This window comes from Serratia sp. BNK-4 (assembly GCF_048685115.1).
Taxonomy (GTDB): Bacteria; Pseudomonadota; Gammaproteobacteria; order Enterobacterales; family Enterobacteriaceae; genus Serratia; species Serratia bockelmannii.
Map to the genome: position 1 here is coordinate 2,762,373 of NZ_JBLQTM010000001.1, position 18,289 is coordinate 2,780,661.

Here is an 18,289-nt window from a genome sequence, read left to right on the forward strand (position 1 = left end):
CACTGGTGAGCATCAGGCAATGGTAACCTGCAGTCATTCCGGAGTCCCGGTGAAAACCACAGATTACCGTCAGAGGACAACAGCATGAAAAAAATACTGGTACTCAAATCCAGCATTATGGGAAACGACTCGCAGACCAATAACCTGATTGACCACTATCTGGCGGCGCGTCGGGCCAAAGGATATGAAGATCAGATCGTCGAACACGATTTGGCGGCCTTGGATCTGCCGGCATTGGACGGCGAGCTGTTCGATGCGCTGCGAGGCGCAGAAAACATCAGCCCACGCGCCAAAGCGACGGTAGCGCTCTCCGACCGGCTGATTGCCGAACTGAAAGGGAGCGATCTGCTGCTGATCGGCGCGCCGATGTATAACCTCAACGTTCCAACCCAGCTGAAAAACTGGTTCGATCTGGTGGCCCGCGCCCGGGTGACGTTCAACTATACCGCCACTTACCCAGTGGGGCTGGTAGAAGGCGTCAATGCGCTGGTATTCAGTTCACGCGGCGGCATACACGCCGGCCAGCCGACTGACGCCGTGACGCCGTACCTGCGCTCGGTGATGGGGCTGATGGGGATCGGCGACGTGCAGTTTATCTATGCCGAAGGGCTGGATATGAAACCGCACGGCCTCGCTCAGGGGTTGGCGAACGCCCGCGAGCGGATCGCAGAATTGGCAGGCTGAAGCAAACGCACAGCAGCATTGATTTGTTATAACATAACAAATATGATAACCACGTCGGCACCATTTCGAGCGGGCGTCGACGCTCCTACATCACATACATAAATGTTTTATCGCACCTTCAGCCAGCTATTTCGATAGCTGGTTTTTTTTGCCTATTGGCTGAAGTCGTGACTTCAGTATTGCCGGGCAACGCGTTTCATTTCTCGCTCGCCGGGCGACTGCGTTTTCACCGACAGTGGCGCGACAAACGCTTTCCATTCTTTGCCGGCGTCCTGATGAGCCGCATTTTTTTGTGCCGATGAATAGTCATCGTTTTGCCCGGCGCATCCAGACAACGCCATGATACCCAGAGCAAGATACAGCGATTTGTACATCATCCTATCCCGATAAATGACCGTCGCTATAGGGTAACAGCGCCGACCCAAATTTCACTGAAAAATGATCGGCACGTTCATCACACCGGCATATTCATAATATCCTGGTAGGCCGCCACCAGCTTGTTGCGCACCTGTACGCCCAGCTGTAAAGACACCGACGATTTCTGCAGATCGACCATCACATCGTTCAGGCTGATGCCCGGCACGCCCAGTTCGAAATCCTGCGCCTGTTTGCGCGCCGTTTGCTGGGTCTCGCTGATCTTGCCGAGCGCCGCGGTCAGTTCGCTGGCGAAGCTGACGCCCTGCGGCGCCGCATTCTGCCCCATCTTGCCGGCCTGAACCGCCATGGTCTGCATCTGCTGCAGTACCCCTTCAATGCCCTGAATCGCCATCTGATCCTCAATCATCTCGTCTCGCCGGGTGACGTTTTCACCCTGCACTTCTCCAATGATGCACACCCTAGCACAGCGTTTTGAGACCTAAAGCGGTTAATTAACTGCAAAAAACCCGGTTTATCGGGCAATCGGAATCGTCTGATAAGGCGAATAATGGCCTGCCCAGAAATGGGAGCGCCGCTATTTAGAAGATATGTGTATCAGGGAGTCTGTTTTGTCACACAACGCTAACCATACCGTTCATCAGCCTGGCAGGGAGCTGCTCAGCGGCCCATACGGGATCGTGAGCGCCATTGAAGGACGAGACCTAAAATGAGTGCTTCGATAACCGCCGGCGAAAGCCGCGACAACGGCCTGCAAGCCATCTGGAATCGTCTGCGCGCCAACCCGAAAATTCCGTTGCTGGTCGCCGCTTCCGCCGCGATCGCGATCGTCGTCGCGCTGCTGTTGTGGGTGAAAAGCCCCGACTACCGCGTGCTGTACAGCAATCTGAACGACCGCGACGGCGGCGCCATCGTCACCCAGCTGACGCAGATGAATATCCCTTATCGCTTTGCCGAAAATGGCGCAGCGCTGCTGATCCCGGCGGAAAAAGTGCATGAAACCCGTCTGCGCCTCGCGCAGCAAGGGCTGCCGAAAGGCGGCGCCGTCGGTTTCGAACTGCTGGATCAGGAAAAATTCGGCATCAGCCAGTTCAGCGAGCAGATCAACTATCAGCGCGCCCTTGAAGGCGAGCTGTCGCGCACCATCGAGTCGCTGGGGCCGGTGCAAAACGCCCGCGTTCACCTGGCGTTGCCGAAACCTTCGCTGTTCGTACGCGAACAGAAATCCCCTTCCGCGTCGGTGACGCTGACCCTGCAACCCGGCCGTGCGCTGGACGACGGCCAGATCAACGCCATCGTTTATATGGTGTCGAGCAGCGTCGCCGGCCTGCCGCCGGGCAACGTGACCGTGGTCGACCAGGCTGGCCGCCTGCTGACGCAGTCCGACGGCACCGGGCGCGATCTCAACGCCTCGCAGCTGAAATACGCCAACGAAGTGGAAAACGGCTTCCAGCGCCGCATCGAGGCGATCCTCGCCCCGGTGGTCGGCAGCGCCAACGTGCGCGCGCAGGTCACGGCGCAGATCGACTTCGCCACGCGCGAGCAAACCGATGAACAGTACCAACCTAACCAACAGCCTGACAAAGCCGCTATTCGCTCTCAGCAAACCAGCCTGAGCGAGCAGATCGGCGGGCCACAGGTGGGCGGCGTGCCAGGCGCGCTGTCCAATCAGCCAAGCGCACCGGCCACCGCGCCGATTGAGACCGTCAAGCCGGCCAACGCCGCAGGCAACAATGCCAATGCCACCGCGCAAAACGCCGCAACCACCCGCAGCGCGGCGGCCAACGGCGTACCGCAAAACACCCGTCGCGACGCGACTACCAACTACGAACTCGACCGCACCATTCGCCACACCCAGCAAAAGGCCGGCACCGTGCAGCGCCTGTCGGTCGCCGTGGTAGTCAACTACCTCGGCGTAGATAAAGACGGCAAACCGCAGCCAATGAGCAAAGAGCAGTTGGCGCAGATCGAAGCGCTGGTGCGTGAAGCGATGGGCTACTCCAGCAGCCGTGGCGATACCCTGAACGTGGTCAACACGCCGTTTACCGACAGTCAGGTGACCGGTGGCGAACTGCCGTTCTGGCAAAGCCAGTCGTTTATCGATCGCCTGATCGACGCGGGCCGCTATCTGCTGGTGCTGCTGGTGGCCTGGCTGCTGTGGCGCAAACTGGTGCGGCCACAGCTGCAACAGCGCCAGGCGGCGCAACAGGCCGCCATCGCCGCCGCCAATGCCCCTGCCGCCAAACCGGCCGACAGCGGCAAACCGAGCAACGAGGAGCTGGCGCAGCGTCGTAAATCGCAGCAGCGCGTCAGCGCAGAAGTCCAGAGCCAGCGGATCCGCGATCTGGCTGATAAAGACCCACGCGTGGTCGCTCTGGTAATCCGCCAATGGATGAGTAACGAGATATGAGCCTGACCGGAACCGACAAAAGCGCCATCTTGCTGATGACGCTGGGTGAAGATCGCGCGGCGGAGGTGTTCAAGCACCTCTCCTCGCGCGAAGTACAGCTGCTGAGCGGCACCATGGCCGGCATGAGCCAGGTTTCGCACAAACAGCTCGGCGAAGTACTGACCGAGTTTGAAGACGACGCCGAGCAATACGCGGCGCTGAGCGTCAACGCCAGCGACTATCTGCGCTCGGTGCTGGTCAAGGCCCTGGGCGAAGAGCGCGCCGCCAGCCTGCTGGAAGACATTCTCGAATCGCGCGAGACCACCACCGGCATGGAAACGCTCAACTTTATGGAGCCGCAGAGCGCTGCCGATCTGATCCGCGACGAACACCCGCAGATCATCGCCACTATTCTGGTGCACCTCAAACGCGGCCAGGCGGCGGATATCCTGGCCCTGTTCGACGAACGTCTGCGCAACGACGTGATGCTGCGTATCGCCACCTTCGGCGGCGTGCAGCCGGCGGCGTTGGCGGAGCTGACCGAAGTGCTGAACAACCTGCTCGACGGCCAGAACCTCAAGCGCAGCAAAATGGGCGGGGTGCGCACCGCCGCCGAGATCATCAACCTGATGAAAACCCAGCAGGAAGAAGCGGTCATCGACGCGATGCGCGAATACGACGGCGAGCTGGCGCAGAAGATCATCGACGAGATGTTCCTGTTCGAAAACCTGGTGGAAGTCGACGATCGCAGCATCCAGCGCCTGCTGCAGGAAGTGGAAGGCGAGTCGCTGCTGATCGCGTTGAAAGGCGCCGAACAACCGCTGCGCGAGAAGTTCCTCAAGAACATGTCGCAACGCGCCGCCGACATCCTGCGCGACGATCTGGCCAACCGTGGGCCGGTGCGCATGTCGCAGGTGGAGAACGAGCAGAAAGCCATCCTGTTGGTGGTAAGACGCCTGGCGGAAACCGGCGAAATGATCATTGGCGGCGGCGAGGACACCTATGTCTGATCGCATTAACACCCTGCCCTGGCAGCCCTGGTCGCTCAACGATTTGGGCGAACAGAAACCGGCGTTCGACCTGCCGCCGCTGCCGGATCTCGAACAAAGCGATCCGTCGCCGGACGCGCAGGCCGAATTGCAACAGCAGCTGGCGACGCTGCGGCTGCAGGCTGAGCAACAGGGCCAGCAGTTGGGCTATGCCGACGGCCAGCAAAAAGGCTATGAAGCCGGTTTTCAGTCCGGTCTGGAAGAAGGCCGTCAGCAAGGGCTGCTGGAAGCGCAGCAGCAGCAACAGCCGCTGACCGCCCACTGGCAGCAGTTGGTTACCGAATTCCAGCACACGCTGGACGCGCTCGACAGCGTGATCGCTTCACGGTTGATGCAGCTGGCGTTGACCGCCGCCAAACAGGTGCTGGGCCAGCCGCCGGTGTGCGACGGCACCGCCCTGCTCGCGCAGATCCAACAGCTGATCCAGCAGGAGCCGATGTTCAACGGCAAGCCGCAGCTGCGGGTCCACCCGGACGACTACCCCCGCGTCGAGCAACAGTTGGGGGTTACCCTCAGCCTGCACGGCTGGCGCCTGTTGGCGGACGGCGAACTGCATCCGGGCGGCTGCAAAGTCAGCGCAGAGGAAGGCGATCTCGACGCCAGCCTGGCGACGCGCTGGCATGAACTGTGCCGCCTGGCGGCACCGGGAGAAGTCTGATGACCGCGCGTCTCGGCCGCTGGCTGAGTTCTCTGGATACGCTGGAAAAACGCATCGCCCGCGCGCCGACGGTGCGCCGCTACGGCCGCCTGACCCGCGCGACCGGGCTGGTGCTGGAGGCTACCGGCCTGCAGCTGCCGCTCGGCGCGACCTGCCTCATCGAACGGCACGACGCCGGTGAAGTGCAGGAAGTGGAAAGCGAAGTGGTCGGCTTCAACGGCCAGCGGCTGTTCCTGATGCCGCTGGAAGAAGTCGAAGGCATCGTGCCGGGCGCGCGGGTTTACGCCCGCATCGCGCCGGAAGGCCAAAGCGCCGGCAAACAGCTGCCGCTCGGCCCAGCCCTGTTGGGACGGGTGCTGGACGGCAGCGCCAAACCGCTCGACGGCCTGCCTTCACCGGAAACCGGTTACCGCGCGCCGCTGATCACCGCGCCGTTCAACCCCTTGCAGCGCACGCCGATCGAGCAGGTGCTGGACGTGGGGGTGCGCACCATCAACGGTCTGCTGACCGTCGGTCGCGGCCAGCGCATGGGCCTGTTCGCCGGCTCCGGCGTCGGCAAGAGCGTGTTGCTCGGCATGATGGCCCGTTATACCCAGGCGGATGTGATCGTCGTTGGCCTGATCGGCGAGCGCGGCCGCGAGGTCAAAGACTTTATCGAGAACATTCTCGGTGCCGAAGGCCGGGCGCGCTCGGTGGTGATCGCTGCGCCGGCGGACGTATCGCCGTTGCTGCGCATGCAGGGGGCGGCCTACGCCACCCGCATCGCCGAAGATTTCCGCGATCGCGGGCAGCACGTGTTGCTGATCATGGACTCCCTTACCCGCTACGCCATGGCGCAGCGTGAGATCGCCCTGGCCATCGGCGAACCGCCGGCGACCAAAGGCTATCCGCCTTCGGTCTTCGCCAAACTGCCTGCGCTGGTGGAACGCGCGGGTAACGGCATCAGCGGCGGCGGTTCCATTACCGCCTTCTACACCGTATTGACCGAAGGGGACGATCAGCAAGACCCGATCGCCGACTCGGCGCGCGCCATCCTCGACGGCCACGTGGTGCTGTCCCGGCGCCTGGCGGAAGCCGGCCATTACCCGGCTATCGACATCGAAGCGTCAATCAGCCGCGCCATGACGTCGCTGATCGACGAAGAGCATTATCGCCGGGTACGCACCTTCAAGCAGATGCTGGCCAGCTATCAGCGCAACCGCGATCTGATCAGCGTCGGCGCCTACGCGGCCGGCAGCGATCCGTTGCTGGACAAAGCGATGACGCTGTACCCGCAGATGGAAGCGTACCTGCAACAGGGCATCTTTGAACGCAGCGGCTACGATGAAGCCTGTCAACAGCTGCAGCAGTTGATTGTTTAACGTCACCAGAGGCGCACAGCGATGAAATCACAATCTCCCCTGATTACCCTGCGAGATCTGGCGCAGGATGCGGTGGAACAGGCCGCGCAACAGCTGGGCCAGGTACGGCAGGCGCAGCAGGCGGCAGAGCAACAGCTGTCGATGCTGCTCAACTATCAGGACGAATACCGCCAGAAGCTGAATCATACGCTTTGCGACGGCATGGACAGCTCTAGCTGGCAAAACTACCAGCAGTTTATCGGCACGCTGGAACAGGCCATCGACCAGCACCGCCAGCAGCTGCTGCAGTGGGGGCAGAAAGTGGATCATGCGGTGAAGCAATGGCAAGACAAACAACAGCGGCTGAACGCTTTCGAGACCCTGCATACCCGCGCCTTAAATGCGGAGCAGCAGCAGGAGAACAAACGGGATCAAAAACTGATGGATGAGTTCGCTCAACGCAGTGCACAAAGGAATATCAACCCATGAATCTGAACGCCCTGCCCGGCCTGGCCTTACCCGGCGACGCCGGCGGCCTGGCCGAACTGACGTCGGCGCTGGATGAGAGCCAGTTGTCATCGGCCTTCGCCCAGCTGCTCGGCGCACGTTTCGCGCCCGCCGCCGATGGCAAACAGCCGCCGGTCGCGCTGAGCGCGGACGAGGAACGCGCCCCGGCCCTGAGCCGCAACCAGCTCAATCAACTGCTAGCCACCTTCGGCGAGCGCGGCGGCCTGCTGCAGAACCCGGCCACCCCAGCCGATGCGCTTTCACCTGAAGGCGCCGAAGCCGAGGCACCCACCGCCGGCGACAAACCGGCGCAACCACCGATCGCCGCCGCCAAAGAGCTGGATGCCGCAACGCTGCAGGCGCTGTACGCCATGCTGCCGGCCGCGCTCGTCGCCCAGGCGCAACCGACCGAAGGCCAACGTTCGCTGCCGGTGGAAAACGCTGACGAGGCGACTGCACTGCAGCCCGGCAATGGCCTGCTGAACATTGCGGCGGCCGGTGATAAAACCGCCGCGCGTTCATCGGCATCCCCTGCTCCGTCGCTGATAGGCGCGAAAACGCCGGCCACCGGCGACGATAATGCCAAGGCGGCGCTCCCGCAACCGACCAGCGGTGAGCGCGCAAGTACCGCACAGCCGCTGCCGGCGAGCGATGCGCAGCAGCAACCGACGCTCAACCATGCCGTCGCCCTGGCCGCCGCCAGCCCAACGCAAACGGCCGCACCGGCCAGCGCACTGGTGACCGCACCGCCTACGCCGCAGCTCAACGCGCAGCTGGGCAGCCCGGAATGGCAGCAGGCGTTGAACCAACAGGTGCTGATGTTCCACCGCAACGGCCAGCAAAGTGCCGAGCTGCGCCTGCACCCGCAGGAGCTGGGCGCCTTGCAGATCACGCTGAAACTGGACGATCAGCAGGCGCAATTGCACATTGCCTCCGCCCACGGTCAGGTGCGCGCGGCGGTGGAAGCAGCGATGCCGCAGCTGCGTCACGCGCTGGCGGAGAGCGGCATCAACCTGGGGCAAAGCAGCGTGGGCGGCGAGTCCACCCCGCAATGGCAACAGGGGCAGCAGCAGGCGTCCAACGGCCAGGGGCGTTCCAGCTATGCTGAACATGCTGGCGGTGAGGCTGCGGCCGCCGACGGCGTCAGCGCGCCGGTGGCGCTGCAGCGCATGGCCAGTGCGGTCAACGGCGTCGATATTTTCGCCTGAGCCGCCGCAAACGCCCAAGCTGGCACCCATTTGCGCGTCTATTCAGGCTATTGCACGCCGTGATAGACGCGATAATACCTTTACATGTCATGCGTGCGGCTTTGCCGCGCGCCATGCCCGCCGCCTCGCAGGCTGCGGGTGGAACAACAGGAATTAGATTTGGCTATGTCTCAGAACACCCTTCCGGCAGCACCGAAACGCTCCCTTCTGGTCATCCTGCTGGTATTGATCAGCGTCGTCGCCTGTGGCGCCGCGGGCTACAGCTGGTGGCTGCTGCAACAGCATAAAAACGGCGCCGAACCGGCCGCCGTCAAACAGCAACCGCCGGCCGCGCCGGTGTTCATGCCGCTCGACACCTTTACCGTCAACCTGGTGACGCCGGACAACAACCCGGATCGCGTGCTGTATATCGGACTCACGCTGCGTCTGCCGGACGAAAGTACCCGCCGTCAGCTGAACGATTTTCTGCCGGAAGTGCGCAGCCGCTTGCTGATGCTGCTCTCCCGTCAGGAAGCGGGCCAGCTGGCCAATGAACAAGGGAAGCAACAGCTGGTGGCGCAGATTAAGGACGTGCTCAGCCCGCCGCTGGTTAAGGGACAACCGAAGCAGGTGGTCAGCGACGTGCTGTTCACCGCCTTCATACTGCGGTAATCACTATGGGCGATAGCATTCTTTCACAGGCAGAGATCGACGCCTTGCTCAACGGCGACAGCGCGGGTGATGAACCCGAAGCGATAGTCGGCAAAGAGAGCGAGGTCAAGCCTTACGATCCGAACACCCAGCGCCGCGTGGTGCGCGAGCGTCTGCACGCGCTGGAAATCATCAACGAACGTTTTGCCCGGCAGTTCCGCATGGGGTTGTTCAACCTGCTGCGCCGCAGCCCGGACATTACCGTCGGCCCGATCAAAATCCAGCCGTATCACGAGTTCGCCCGCAACCTGCCGGTGCCGACCAACCTGAACCTGGTGCATCTGAATCCGCTGCGCGGCACTGCCCTGTTCGTGTTCGCGCCGAGTCTGGTGTTCATCGCCGTCGACAACCTGTTCGGCGGCGACGGCCGCTTCCCGACCAAAGTCGAAGGCCGCGAATTCACCCCGACCGAACAGCGGGTGATCAAACGCATGCTGCGCCTGGCGCTGGACGCCTATGGCGACGCCTGGAGCGCCATTTACAAGATCGACGTGGAATACGTGCGCGCCGAAATGCAGGTGAAGTTCACCAACATCACCACCTCGCCGAACGACATCGTGGTCACCACGCCGTTCCAGGTGGAGATCGGCGCGCTGACCGGCGAGTTCAACATCTGCATTCCGTTCGCGATGATCGAACCGCTGCGCGAGCTGTTGACCAACCCGCCGCTGGAAAATTCGCGGCAGGAAGACAGCCACTGGCGCGAAACGCTGGTGAAGCAGGTGCAGCACTCCGAACTGGAGCTGATCGCCAACTTCGTCGATATCCCGATGCGGCTGTCGAAAGTCCTGAAGCTGCAACCGGGCGATGTATTACCGATAGACAAGCCGGAACGCCTGATCGCCCATGTGGACGGCGTACCGGTTCTGACCAGCCAATACGGCACGTTAAACGGGCAATATGCCCTGCGTGTTGAACATTTGATTAACCCTATTTTGAATGCTCTGAGTGAGGAACAGCCCAATGAGTGATCCTAAGCAACCGTCTGGCGAAGGAAAGGAATCCGTAGACGATCTGTGGGCTGATGCGTTTAACGAGCAGCAGTCGACAGAGAAATCCGGCGCGAGCACCGAAGGGGTGTTCAAGTCGCTGGAAGCTCAGGATGCGCTCGGCAGCCTGCAGGATATCGACCTGATCCTGGATATTCCGGTCAAGCTGACCGTGGAACTGGGGCGCACCAAGATGACCATCAAAGAGCTGCTGCGCCTGTCGCAAGGCTCGGTGGTGGCGCTGGACGGCCTGGCCGGCGAGCCGCTGGACATCCTGATCAACGGTTACCTGATCGCACAAGGTGAAGTGGTGGTGGTGGCCGACAAGTTCGGCGTGCGCATCACCGACATTATCACCCCGTCCGAACGCATGCGTCGACTGAGCCGCTGATGACCGTTGCGGCGCCCGTAACCGTTCAAAGCAGCCAATCCCCCGCCGCGCCGGCCCTGCCGGCCGGTTCGGTGTTGATGCAGGTCAGCAGCGCGCTCGGCGGCATTCTGCTGCTGATCCTGCTGGCCGGTTGGCTGTTCCGTCGGCTGGGTTTCGCCCCGCAGGCGCGCAACAACAAACTGCTCAACCTGCGCGCCAGTTGCCAGGTCGGGCAGCGCGAGCGCGTGGTGGTGGTGGAAGTCGATGACACCTTGCTGGTGCTGGGCGTCACCGCCCAGCAGATCACCCCGCTGCACACCCTGCCCGCCCCGCCGAAAGACGAGGGCGCGGCCGACGTGGCGACGCCGGCGGACTTCCGCCAACTGATGCAAAAAGTTCTGAAACGCCCGGAAAAATCGGCATGACCTCGACTCTTCATACCCTCGTCCGCCGTCCGGCGGTTTGGCTCCCTGCCGCCCTGCTGTTCATCAGCCCGGCGGCTTTGGCACAACTGCCGGGGCTGATCAGTCAGCCGCTGGCCAACGGCGGCCAAAGCTGGTCGCTGCCGGTGCAGACGCTGGTGCTGTTGACCTCGCTGACCTTCCTGCCGGCCATGCTGCTGATGATGACCAGCTTCACCCGCATCATCATCGTGCTCGGCCTGCTGCGCAACGCGCTGGGCACGCCTTCGGCGCCGCCGAACCAGGTGATGCTGGGGCTGGCGTTGTTCCTGACCTTCTTCATCATGTCGCCGGTGTTCGACAAGGTTTATCAGGACGCCTACCTGCCGTTCAGCCAGGACAAAATCGGGCTGGAAGTCGCGCTGGATAAAGGCGCGCAGCCGCTGCGCGAATTCATGCTGCGCCAAACGCGCGAAACCGATCTCGCGCTGTACGCCAGATTGGCCAATCAGCCGCCGCTGGCCGGCCCGGAGGCGGTGCCGATGCGCATCCTGCTGCCCGCCTACGTCACCAGCGAACTGAAAACCGCCTTCCAGATCGGCTTTACGGTGTTCATTCCGTTCCTGATTATCGACCTGGTGGTCGCCAGCGTGCTGATGGCGCTGGGGATGATGATGGTGCCGCCCGCCACCATCTCGCTGCCGTTCAAGCTGATGCTGTTCGTGCTGGTCGATGGCTGGCAGCTGCTGCTCGGCTCGCTGGCGCAGAGCTTCTATTCGTAACCCCTGACCGGAGAACGCGAGATGACACCTGAATCGGTTATGGCGCTCGGCACCGAAGCGATGAAAGTCGCGCTGGCGCTGGCCGCCCCGCTGCTGCTGGCGGCGCTGATCAGCGGCCTGGTCGTCAGCCTGCTGCAGGCCGCCACCCAGATCAACGAAATGACGCTGTCGTTCATCCCTAAAATTCTGGCGGTGGTGGCCACCATCATCATCGCCGGTCCCTGGATGTTGAATCTGTTGCTGGACTACATGCGCACTCTGTTCAGCAACCTGCCCACCCTGATCGGCTGACCGTGCTCACCTTCGACAGCGCCCAGCTCACCGTCTGGCTCAGCCACTACTTTTGGCCGCTGCTGCGCATTCTGGCGCTGATCAGCACCGCGCCGATATTCAGCGAAAAACAAATCAGCAAAAAGGTCAAAATCGGCCTTGGCGGGCTGATCGTCATTCTGATCGCGCCGACGCTGCCCGCCAGCAATATCCCGATCTTCTCCGCCGCCGGCCTGTGGCTGGCGGTTCAACAGATTCTGATCGGCGTGGCGCTGGGATTGACCATGCAGTTCGCCTTCGCGGCGGTGCGCCTGGCGGGCGAAGTGATCGGCATGCAGATGGGCCTGTCGTTCGCCACCTTCTTCGATCCCAGCGGCGGCCCGAACATGCCGGTGCTGGCGCGCCTGCTTAACCTGCTGGCGATGCTGCTGTTCCTCAGCTTCGACGGCCATCTGTGGCTGATTTCACTGCTGGCGGACAGCTTCCATACCCTGCCTATCCAAACGCAGCCGCTGAACGGCAACGGCTTCCTGGTGTTGACCCAGGTTGGCTCGCTGATTTTCATCAACGGCATGATGCTGGCGCTGCCGCTGATCTGCCTGCTGTTGACGCTGAACATGGCGCTCGGCCTGCTCAATCGCATGACCCCGCAGCTGTCGGTCTTCGTGATCGGTTTCCCGGTCACCATGACCTTCGGCATCATGACGCTGGGTATGATGATGCCGATGCTGGCGCCGTTCTGTGAACATCTGTTCGGTGAAATCTTCGATCGACTGGCGGCGGTAATCGGCGGCATGACCTTCTAAGCCCCTGCAACGCCCCTCCCTTTCCCCCTTATCTGCCTGAGACAAAATGGCAATAAAAACGCTTTCTTGGGACAAAAGCCTGAGAAACGCCTTTTATCCGGATTAAGGTTCAAATGTCTCCGGCGGCTTGAATAAATAAAACCCCGACCTAGAATAGACCCGGCAACAGAAATATCGCTTGTACCACGCTAGCCATCAGCGGCGATAAAAACGCTGGCTCCCAATTGGAAATAAAAAATAACGCAGTCACGCAGGGTAAAATGCGCGACAGATAACTTACACCCTGAATAAATGCGTCCGGCGCCTACCGGCTGCAGGGCGCAGCATCGACCTTTGCTAACCACAGGAGCGAGAAAATGATTAAAGCGAAAAGCAACCGCAAAGCACGCCGGTTATTCGGTCTGACCCACTGGAAAAGCAACAAGTTTAGAGTTTCGTTTACCGAGACGGCCGACGGCGGAAAATGGAAAGTGGAGAAGAAAAAGAAATAGTAGCGCTATTTATCGTCAGGGAAATAATATCCATCGCGATTCTTCCACCGCTGATTTCAATAATGCCATTGCGCATTAAACAGGGGTGACAATCGTATTATTTCTTTCCTGATGAAAAAAAGGCGCGTCACTCAGTCAGTAGTGGGAGAACGAGCGACGCGCCAAACGAGTGCACCCGGTTTCAAGAAGCCTCCCTCCCCGCGAGGCGGAGAAGGCATTTTCTAAGCGCACTAAAGGGAAACCCGTCGCGGTCAGGCAACGGGGTATTGCTCTTAACGATTCATCTGGAACAGCGACATGCCCTGCATATCGCTGAAGGTTTTATACGACGCCTGCAGTGCTGCCTGCTGCATGAAATAAGACGAGATAGACTCGGCCAGATCGGCATCCGTCAACGCGCTCATCTGGATCTGGTTGGTCATGTCACGCTCTTTACCGATGCTGTCCAGCTGATCCATTTCCTGCAGCTGACTGCCCAGCTCGGCGCGCACGCTCAACACGTTGTTGTAGGAGTTGTCCAGACCGCGGTTGGCTTTCGCCAAGGCATCGTTCACCTGCTGCTTGGTGGCCTCGTCGGCGCCCTGCAGCGGGGTTTTCAACGCGTTCAGCGCAATATCGATGCTCTCGAATACGTTGCTGACCGGCGCGCTGCCGTCCGGCTCGGGCTTCGGATTGCTGGTCAACGACATGAACACCGCGTTGCCGGTATGGCCGATGGTCATGGTGCGGTTGGCGTCCACTTTCTGCTGAACCGTCTTGTCCCCGCCCTGATAACTGACGGTGCCGCCGTTATCGACGAACGGCGCCTTGTCGTTCACATATCCGCCGAACATATAGCGGCCGTTGCCGTCGGTGCTGTTGGCCTGGTTCAGCAGCTGATCTTTCAGCCCCTGCAGTTGGGTGGCCAGCGACTGGCGATCGTTATCGCTTTCGGTGCCGCCGGCGTTGACGATCAGCGCCTTCATATCCGCGATGGTGGAGGTCGCGCCGGCCAATACCGTTTCTTCCATCGACACGTTCTGACGAGCGAAGGTGCGCGCCAGCGTGTACTGGCTGTTTTCCGCCTGCGACTGCGACAACATCACCGCGCGCGACGCCGCCAGCGGATCGTCGGACGGGTTGATCACCCGCTTGCCCGAGGAAAGCTGCTCGGCCGCCTTCATGAACAGCGACTGGTTGCCCGTGATGCCGTTCATGTTCTGTTGGTACATCATGCTGGTGCTCATGCGCATGCTGTGGGTTCCTTACTCTGAGCGACCGGCGCCGTTATCGGCGCCGATTAACAATGAAATCAACGAATATTCAGCAGCGCGTCGAACAGCGAGCTGGCGGTCTGAATCACCTGCGCGTTGGCCATGTAGTACTGCTGGAAACGCAGCAGTTCACCGTACTCTTCGTCAAGGTTGACGCCGGACATCGACTGCTGTTGCGCACCCAGCTGCGTGACGATCTTGGCCTGCGAGGTAGCGATGGCCTTGGCGGCAGCGGTCTGGTTGCCGACGCCGCTGACGATGCCGGCGTAAGCGCCGCTCAGGGTCGCTTTGCCGTCCACCAGGTTTTTGGTTTGCAGATCCAGCAGCTTCTTGGCGTTCTCGTTATCGCCGCGGCCGCTGTCGTCTTTACCGGCGGCGGCGATCTTGGACGAATCGGTGATGGCCACTTTCAGGTTGCCCGCCACGTCGCTGACCGGCTTCACGGTGAAGCTGTCTTTGGCCTGCGCATTGCCGTCGATGCTCACTTCCAACCCGTCGAAGTTCAGCGTCGGTTTGCCGTCGGCGCTGGTGCCCGGCGTGGCGTTGACTTTCACATTGTCCGGCAGGCGGCTGACCTGCCAGTTGCTGCCGTCGAACTCAACGCGATAATCGTTAGCCTTCACCTTGCCGGTATCGGTGTAAGAAACCGACAGCGACGCGTCGCCGGTGTTGCGGGTGTTATCCACCACCCGTCCGCCGCTGAAGCTGAAGAAGTCGCCGCCTGCGTCACCGTTCAGATCGAAGCCGGCGCGATGCTGTTGGTTAAAGCTGTCCGCCATCGCCAGCGCCAACTGGCCCAGCTGATTGCGCACGCCGTCCAGCGTTTCGCTGCGGAATTTCAGCACGCCGCTCAGCGTGCCGCTGGTGATCTGGCCTTCTGGCACTTCGCTGGCGCCGTTGCCGCGGTTATAGCCGATAGTCAGACGGGAAGGATCGCTGCTGGAAGGCACGGCTTCCACCTGATACGTATTGCTGCCCTGCACCAGCGTCAAGCCGTTGGCGAAGGAGACGGTATAGGCGTCGCCGTCCTGTTGCGTGACCTGTACGCCCACCAGTTGGTTCAATTCGGTGACCAGCTGATCGCGCTGATCCAGCAACGCATTTGGCTCGCCGCCGGCGCTGCCGCGCAAACGGGTGATCTCGTCGTTCAGCTTGGCGATCTGCTGGCCGTAGCTGTTGATCTGCTGCGCCGTATCGCTGATCTGCTGATTGACGCCGTTGTCCATGTCGCGCAGAAATTTGTCGGTGTTGTTGAACTGGTTCACCAGGCCGTTGGCCTTGCCCAGCACCGTTTGGCGCGCGGCATCATCACCGGCGTTGCTCACCAGGTTCTGCAGGTTGGTGAAGAAATCCTGCATGTTGGTCGACAGCGGGTTGGTCTTGCTCGCCAACAGATTGTCGATCTGCGAAATCTTCTCGTAATAGGCGTTCTGCGCCCCGAACGCGCTTTGTGCGCCGCGCAGCTGGTTGGTGATGAACTGGTTGTACTCGCGGTTAACGCTGGTGACGGTCACGCCGTTGCCGATAAAGCCGCTCATGGTGGCCATGCCGCCGTTCTGCGCCAGGATCGCGGTCTGGCGGTTGTAGCCCGCCACGTTGTAGTTGGAGATGTTGTTGCTGACGGTACTGAGCGCCACCTGAGCCGCATTCAGCCCGCTCATCGCGGTATTGATTAAGCTATTGGACATCGGAATTCCTTATGCTGCGGCGCCGGTGGCCCACAGGGTTCTTAATTGAGCTGCTGAGCCTGTTCGCTCAGCCTGTTTCGGTTATCGGCCAAAATGAGAAGAACTTGAGGAAAAAAAGCGGCAACGCGGTCAGCATCCAGCTAGCCTTCGTTACCGCCTATCCCCTAAATAATTGGCGTCGCAGCAAGGCGACAAGCAAGGGCGTCCCCGGGCGCTTGGTTAAGCCAAGTGACCGGGGCGAGCTTGTGCAGTCAACGCCGCTGCGGCGTCAAGAATGACGGGGATTTAGAACAAATCTTTCAGATCGTGGGTATAGGCTTTCACCGCCTGTTCCCCCGCGTTCTTCATCTGCTGAATCACGCTGACCAGTTTGCTGGCGTACTGCGGATCGGTGGCGTAGCCGGCGCGTTGCAGCGCATGCGCCGCCTGCTCCGGGCTGCGCGCGGCGGCCACGTCGGCATAGCGCGGGTTGTTGGTCAGCAGTTTGACGTAGTCGGCAATCGCTTCGACATACGAACCGTAGACGCGGAACTTCGCCTTCACCTTCTTCGCCGCGCCCTGTTCGAACTCGGTGGTGGTGATCTCCGTCACCGGCCCGTTCCAGCTGCCGCCGGCCTTGATGCCGAACAGGTTGTAGCTCGGCGTGCCGTCTGAGGTCGGGATCTCGCGCTGCCCCCAGCCGGACTCCAGCGCCGCCTGCGCGACGATCAGCTGATGCGGAATGCCGCTCTGCTGGCTGGCGACCTTCGCCGGGATCGACAGACGAGCGACGAAGTTGCCGTTGTTGAGCGACAGTGGCGCGGCGGCCGGCGGGGCTTTCGGCATCGCGCGGCGCACCATCTGCTCCAGCGCCTGGTTCGGCAGCGTTTGCAGCACCTCGTTGTCCAGCGCCATCGGCGACAGGCCCGCCGTTTCACTCGGCACCGCGTTGGCGTTGCTCATCTGCTTGACCATCATGTCGGCCAGCCCCAGCCCTTTTTGCGACATCTGCTGGGCGATTTGCTGGTCATACATCGAGGTATAGAGCCGCGTTTGATCGCTGCTCAATACCCCGTCCTGCGGCAAGGCGGATCGCATGCTTTTCAGCATCATCTGCACGAACATGCCTTCTACCTGCTGGGCCACCTGCTTGAGGTTGCCCTGCGGGTCGGCCGCCGCATCGCGCTTCAGACCGTTCAGCGCCTGGGCGTCATAGGCCGCACCCGACATTGCCATCAGATCGCCGGCCATCAGATGATTTCCAGCTTGGCGCGCAGGCAGCCGGCGCTCTGCATCGCCTGCAGGATCGACATCAGATCGATCGGCGTGGCGCCCAACGCGTTCAGCGCGCGAATGACGTTGTTCAGGTTGGCGCTGGCGTTCACCTTCTGCAGCGATCCGCCCTGCTGTTGCACCGAGATCTGGGTGTTTGGCGTCACCACCGTCTGGCCGCCGCCGAACGGCGTCGTCGGTTGGCTGACGGTGTTCTGCCGATCGACCACCACCGACAGGTTGCCCTGGGCGACGGCGCAGGAATCGAGGATCACATCGCGGTTCATCACCACCGACCCGGTGCGCGAGTTGATGATCACTTTGGCGTCCATCGCGCCGACGTTGACGGTGATGTTTTGAATCTCCGCCAGGAAACGCACCTGAGAGCTGTTGCCCTGCGGCACCAGCACCTGGATCGTGCGGGCGTCGAGCGGCGTCGCGGTGCCGCCGCCGCGTTGGCGGTTGATGGCGTCGCTGATCTGCTGCGCCAGCGTGAAGTCTTCGTCGTTCAGCTGCAGGTTGAGTACGCCGCCGCTGCCGAAGGTGGTCGGCAGCTCGCGCTCAATGGTGGCGCCGTTGCTGATGCGCCCGCCCGCCAGCTGGTTGACCTGCACGCTGCTGCCGCCGGCCGCCGCGCCCGCGCCGCCGACCAGCACGTTGCCCTGCGCCAGCGCATAGACCTGGTTATCCACGCCTTTGAGCGGCGTCATCAGCAAGGTGCCGCCGCGCAGGCTCTTGGCGTTGCCCATCGATGAAACCACCACGTCGATGTTCTGCCCGGCGCGCGAGAACGGCGGCAGTTTGGCGGTCACCATCACCGCCGCCACGTTTTTCAGCTGCATGTTAGTGCCCGGCGGCACGGTGATGCCCAGCTGCGACAGCATGTTGCTCAGGCTTTGGGTGGTGAACGGCGTCTGCATGGTCTGGTCGCCGGAACCGTCCAGCCCCACCACCAGGCCGTAGCCGATCAGGGCGTTGTCTCGCACGCCCTGCACCGTCACCAGATCGCGGATGCGCTCCGCCGCCGCCGGCAAGCACACCAGCCCGACGCACAGCGCGATAAACCATTTTTTCAGCATCAGTCAATC

The 18,289-nt window shown here is 61.6% G+C and carries 21 protein-coding genes; 15 read left to right on the top strand and 6 right to left on the bottom strand.

What is annotated here, in order from left to right; genetic code table 11:
- The first annotated feature begins 84 nt into the window (after positions 1–84).
- Positions 85–684 (top strand): FMN-dependent NADH-azoreductase, encoded by a 600-nt coding sequence (locus ACMGGW_RS13295; RefSeq protein WP_197770702.1) that lies wholly within the window; start codon positions 85–87, stop codon positions 682–684.
- A gap of 173 nt (positions 685–857) precedes the next feature.
- Here ACMGGW_RS13295 and ACMGGW_RS13300 read toward each other — a convergent pair whose 3' ends face one another.
- Both ACMGGW_RS13300 and fliE read right to left on the bottom strand, forming a co-directional pair.
- Positions 858–1,058 carry a hypothetical protein gene (locus tag ACMGGW_RS13300; RefSeq protein ID WP_197832283.1) on the bottom strand — a complete coding sequence of 67 codons (201 nt, stop codon included), beginning with the start codon at positions 1,056–1,058 and terminating at the stop codon, positions 858–860.
- Between the two features lie 80 nt (positions 1,059–1,138).
- Entirely contained in the window at positions 1,139–1,453 is a 315-nt protein-coding gene (fliE, locus tag ACMGGW_RS13305; RefSeq protein ID WP_025159836.1) for a flagellar hook-basal body complex protein FliE, read from the bottom strand.
- 315 nt (positions 1,454–1,768) lie between these two features.
- On the opposite strand from fliE, the gene fliF reads away from it, so the two are divergent.
- From fliF to sra, 14 genes are all read left to right on the top strand, one after another.
- Complete coding sequence (fliF, locus tag ACMGGW_RS13310; RefSeq protein WP_025303248.1) at positions 1,769–3,469, top strand: flagellar basal-body MS-ring/collar protein FliF; 1,701 nt, start codon at positions 1,769–1,771, stop codon at positions 3,467–3,469.
- Positions 3,466–4,458, top strand: coding sequence for a flagellar motor switch protein FliG (gene fliG / locus ACMGGW_RS13315; protein WP_025303249.1), 993 nt, complete (start codon positions 3,466–3,468; stop codon positions 4,456–4,458). The genes fliF and fliG overlap by 4 nt, the downstream gene beginning before the upstream one ends.
- Entirely contained in the window at positions 4,451–5,155 is a 705-nt protein-coding gene (fliH, locus tag ACMGGW_RS13320; protein WP_025303250.1) for a flagellar assembly protein FliH, read from the top strand. The genes fliG and fliH overlap by 8 nt, the downstream gene beginning before the upstream one ends.
- A complete protein-coding gene (fliI, locus tag ACMGGW_RS13325) occupies positions 5,155–6,516 on the top strand; it encodes a flagellar protein export ATPase FliI (protein WP_004934781.1) in 1,362 nt (453 codons plus the stop codon). The genes fliH and fliI overlap by 1 nt, the downstream gene beginning before the upstream one ends.
- A 21-nt stretch (positions 6,517–6,537) precedes the next feature.
- Complete coding sequence (gene fliJ / locus ACMGGW_RS13330) at positions 6,538–6,984, top strand: flagellar export protein FliJ (RefSeq protein ID WP_043138615.1); 447 nt, start codon at positions 6,538–6,540, stop codon at positions 6,982–6,984.
- Positions 6,981–8,210: a flagellar hook-length control protein FliK gene (locus tag ACMGGW_RS13335; protein ID WP_043138619.1), complete on the top strand. Its 1,230-nt coding sequence runs from the start codon at positions 6,981–6,983 to the stop codon at positions 8,208–8,210. The genes fliJ and ACMGGW_RS13335 overlap by 4 nt, the downstream gene beginning before the upstream one ends.
- 165 nt (positions 8,211–8,375) lie before the next feature.
- Positions 8,376–8,861, top strand: coding sequence for a flagellar basal body-associated protein FliL (fliL, locus tag ACMGGW_RS13340; RefSeq protein WP_025303253.1), 486 nt, complete (start codon positions 8,376–8,378; stop codon positions 8,859–8,861).
- Between the two features lie 5 nt (positions 8,862–8,866).
- Positions 8,867–9,871 carry a flagellar motor switch protein FliM gene (gene fliM / locus ACMGGW_RS13345; protein WP_025303254.1) on the top strand — a complete coding sequence of 335 codons (1,005 nt, stop codon included), beginning with the start codon at positions 8,867–8,869 and terminating at the stop codon, positions 9,869–9,871.
- On the top strand, positions 9,864–10,280 hold the full coding sequence (gene fliN, locus ACMGGW_RS13350) for a flagellar motor switch protein FliN (RefSeq protein WP_038876868.1): 417 nt from the start codon (positions 9,864–9,866) through the stop codon (positions 10,278–10,280). Before fliM ends, fliN begins: the two co-directional genes overlap by 8 nt.
- Positions 10,280–10,684: a flagellar biosynthetic protein FliO gene (gene fliO, locus ACMGGW_RS13355; protein ID WP_025303256.1), complete on the top strand. Its 405-nt coding sequence runs from the start codon at positions 10,280–10,282 to the stop codon at positions 10,682–10,684. The genes fliN and fliO overlap by 1 nt, the downstream gene beginning before the upstream one ends.
- The gene (fliP, locus tag ACMGGW_RS13360; RefSeq protein WP_025303257.1) at positions 10,681–11,442 is read left to right on the top strand and encodes a flagellar type III secretion system pore protein FliP; all 762 of its coding nucleotides are present in this window, start codon (positions 10,681–10,683) and stop codon (positions 11,440–11,442) included. The genes fliO and fliP overlap by 4 nt, the downstream gene beginning before the upstream one ends.
- 21 nt (positions 11,443–11,463) lie before the next feature.
- On the top strand, positions 11,464–11,733 hold the full coding sequence (gene fliQ / locus ACMGGW_RS13365) for a flagellar biosynthesis protein FliQ (protein WP_004934803.1): 270 nt from the start codon (positions 11,464–11,466) through the stop codon (positions 11,731–11,733).
- A 2-nt stretch (positions 11,734–11,735) separates the two neighbouring features.
- Entirely contained in the window at positions 11,736–12,518 is a 783-nt protein-coding gene (gene fliR / locus ACMGGW_RS13370; RefSeq protein WP_043138626.1) for a flagellar biosynthetic protein FliR, read from the top strand.
- Positions 12,519–12,874: 356 nt separating this feature from the next.
- Complete coding sequence (gene sra / locus ACMGGW_RS13375) at positions 12,875–13,009, top strand: stationary-phase-induced ribosome-associated protein (protein ID WP_087763075.1); 135 nt, start codon at positions 12,875–12,877, stop codon at positions 13,007–13,009.
- Positions 13,010–13,281: 272 nt separating this feature from the next.
- Here the strand turns inward: sra and flgL are convergent, their stop codons facing one another.
- The 4 genes from flgL to ACMGGW_RS13395 all read right to left on the bottom strand — a co-directional run bounded on the left by flgL (position 13,282) and on the right by ACMGGW_RS13395 (position 18,280).
- Positions 13,282–14,241, bottom strand: a complete 960-nt coding sequence (gene flgL / locus ACMGGW_RS13380; protein ID WP_016927302.1) for a flagellar hook-associated protein FlgL — start codon at positions 14,239–14,241, stop codon at positions 13,282–13,284.
- A gap of 59 nt (positions 14,242–14,300) precedes the next feature.
- Positions 14,301–15,950: a flagellar hook-associated protein FlgK gene (flgK, locus tag ACMGGW_RS13385; protein ID WP_033643519.1), complete on the bottom strand. Its 1,650-nt coding sequence runs from the start codon at positions 15,948–15,950 to the stop codon at positions 14,301–14,303.
- Between the two features lie 285 nt (positions 15,951–16,235).
- Positions 16,236–17,180 (bottom strand): flagellar assembly peptidoglycan hydrolase FlgJ, encoded by a 945-nt coding sequence (gene flgJ / locus ACMGGW_RS13390; RefSeq protein WP_021504087.1) that lies wholly within the window; start codon positions 17,178–17,180, stop codon positions 16,236–16,238.
- On the bottom strand, positions 17,180–18,280 hold the full coding sequence (locus tag ACMGGW_RS13395; RefSeq protein ID WP_004934816.1) for a flagellar basal body P-ring protein FlgI: 1,101 nt from the start codon (positions 18,278–18,280) through the stop codon (positions 17,180–17,182). The genes flgJ and ACMGGW_RS13395 overlap by 1 nt, the downstream gene beginning before the upstream one ends.
- Positions 18,281–18,289 lie beyond the last annotated feature (9 nt).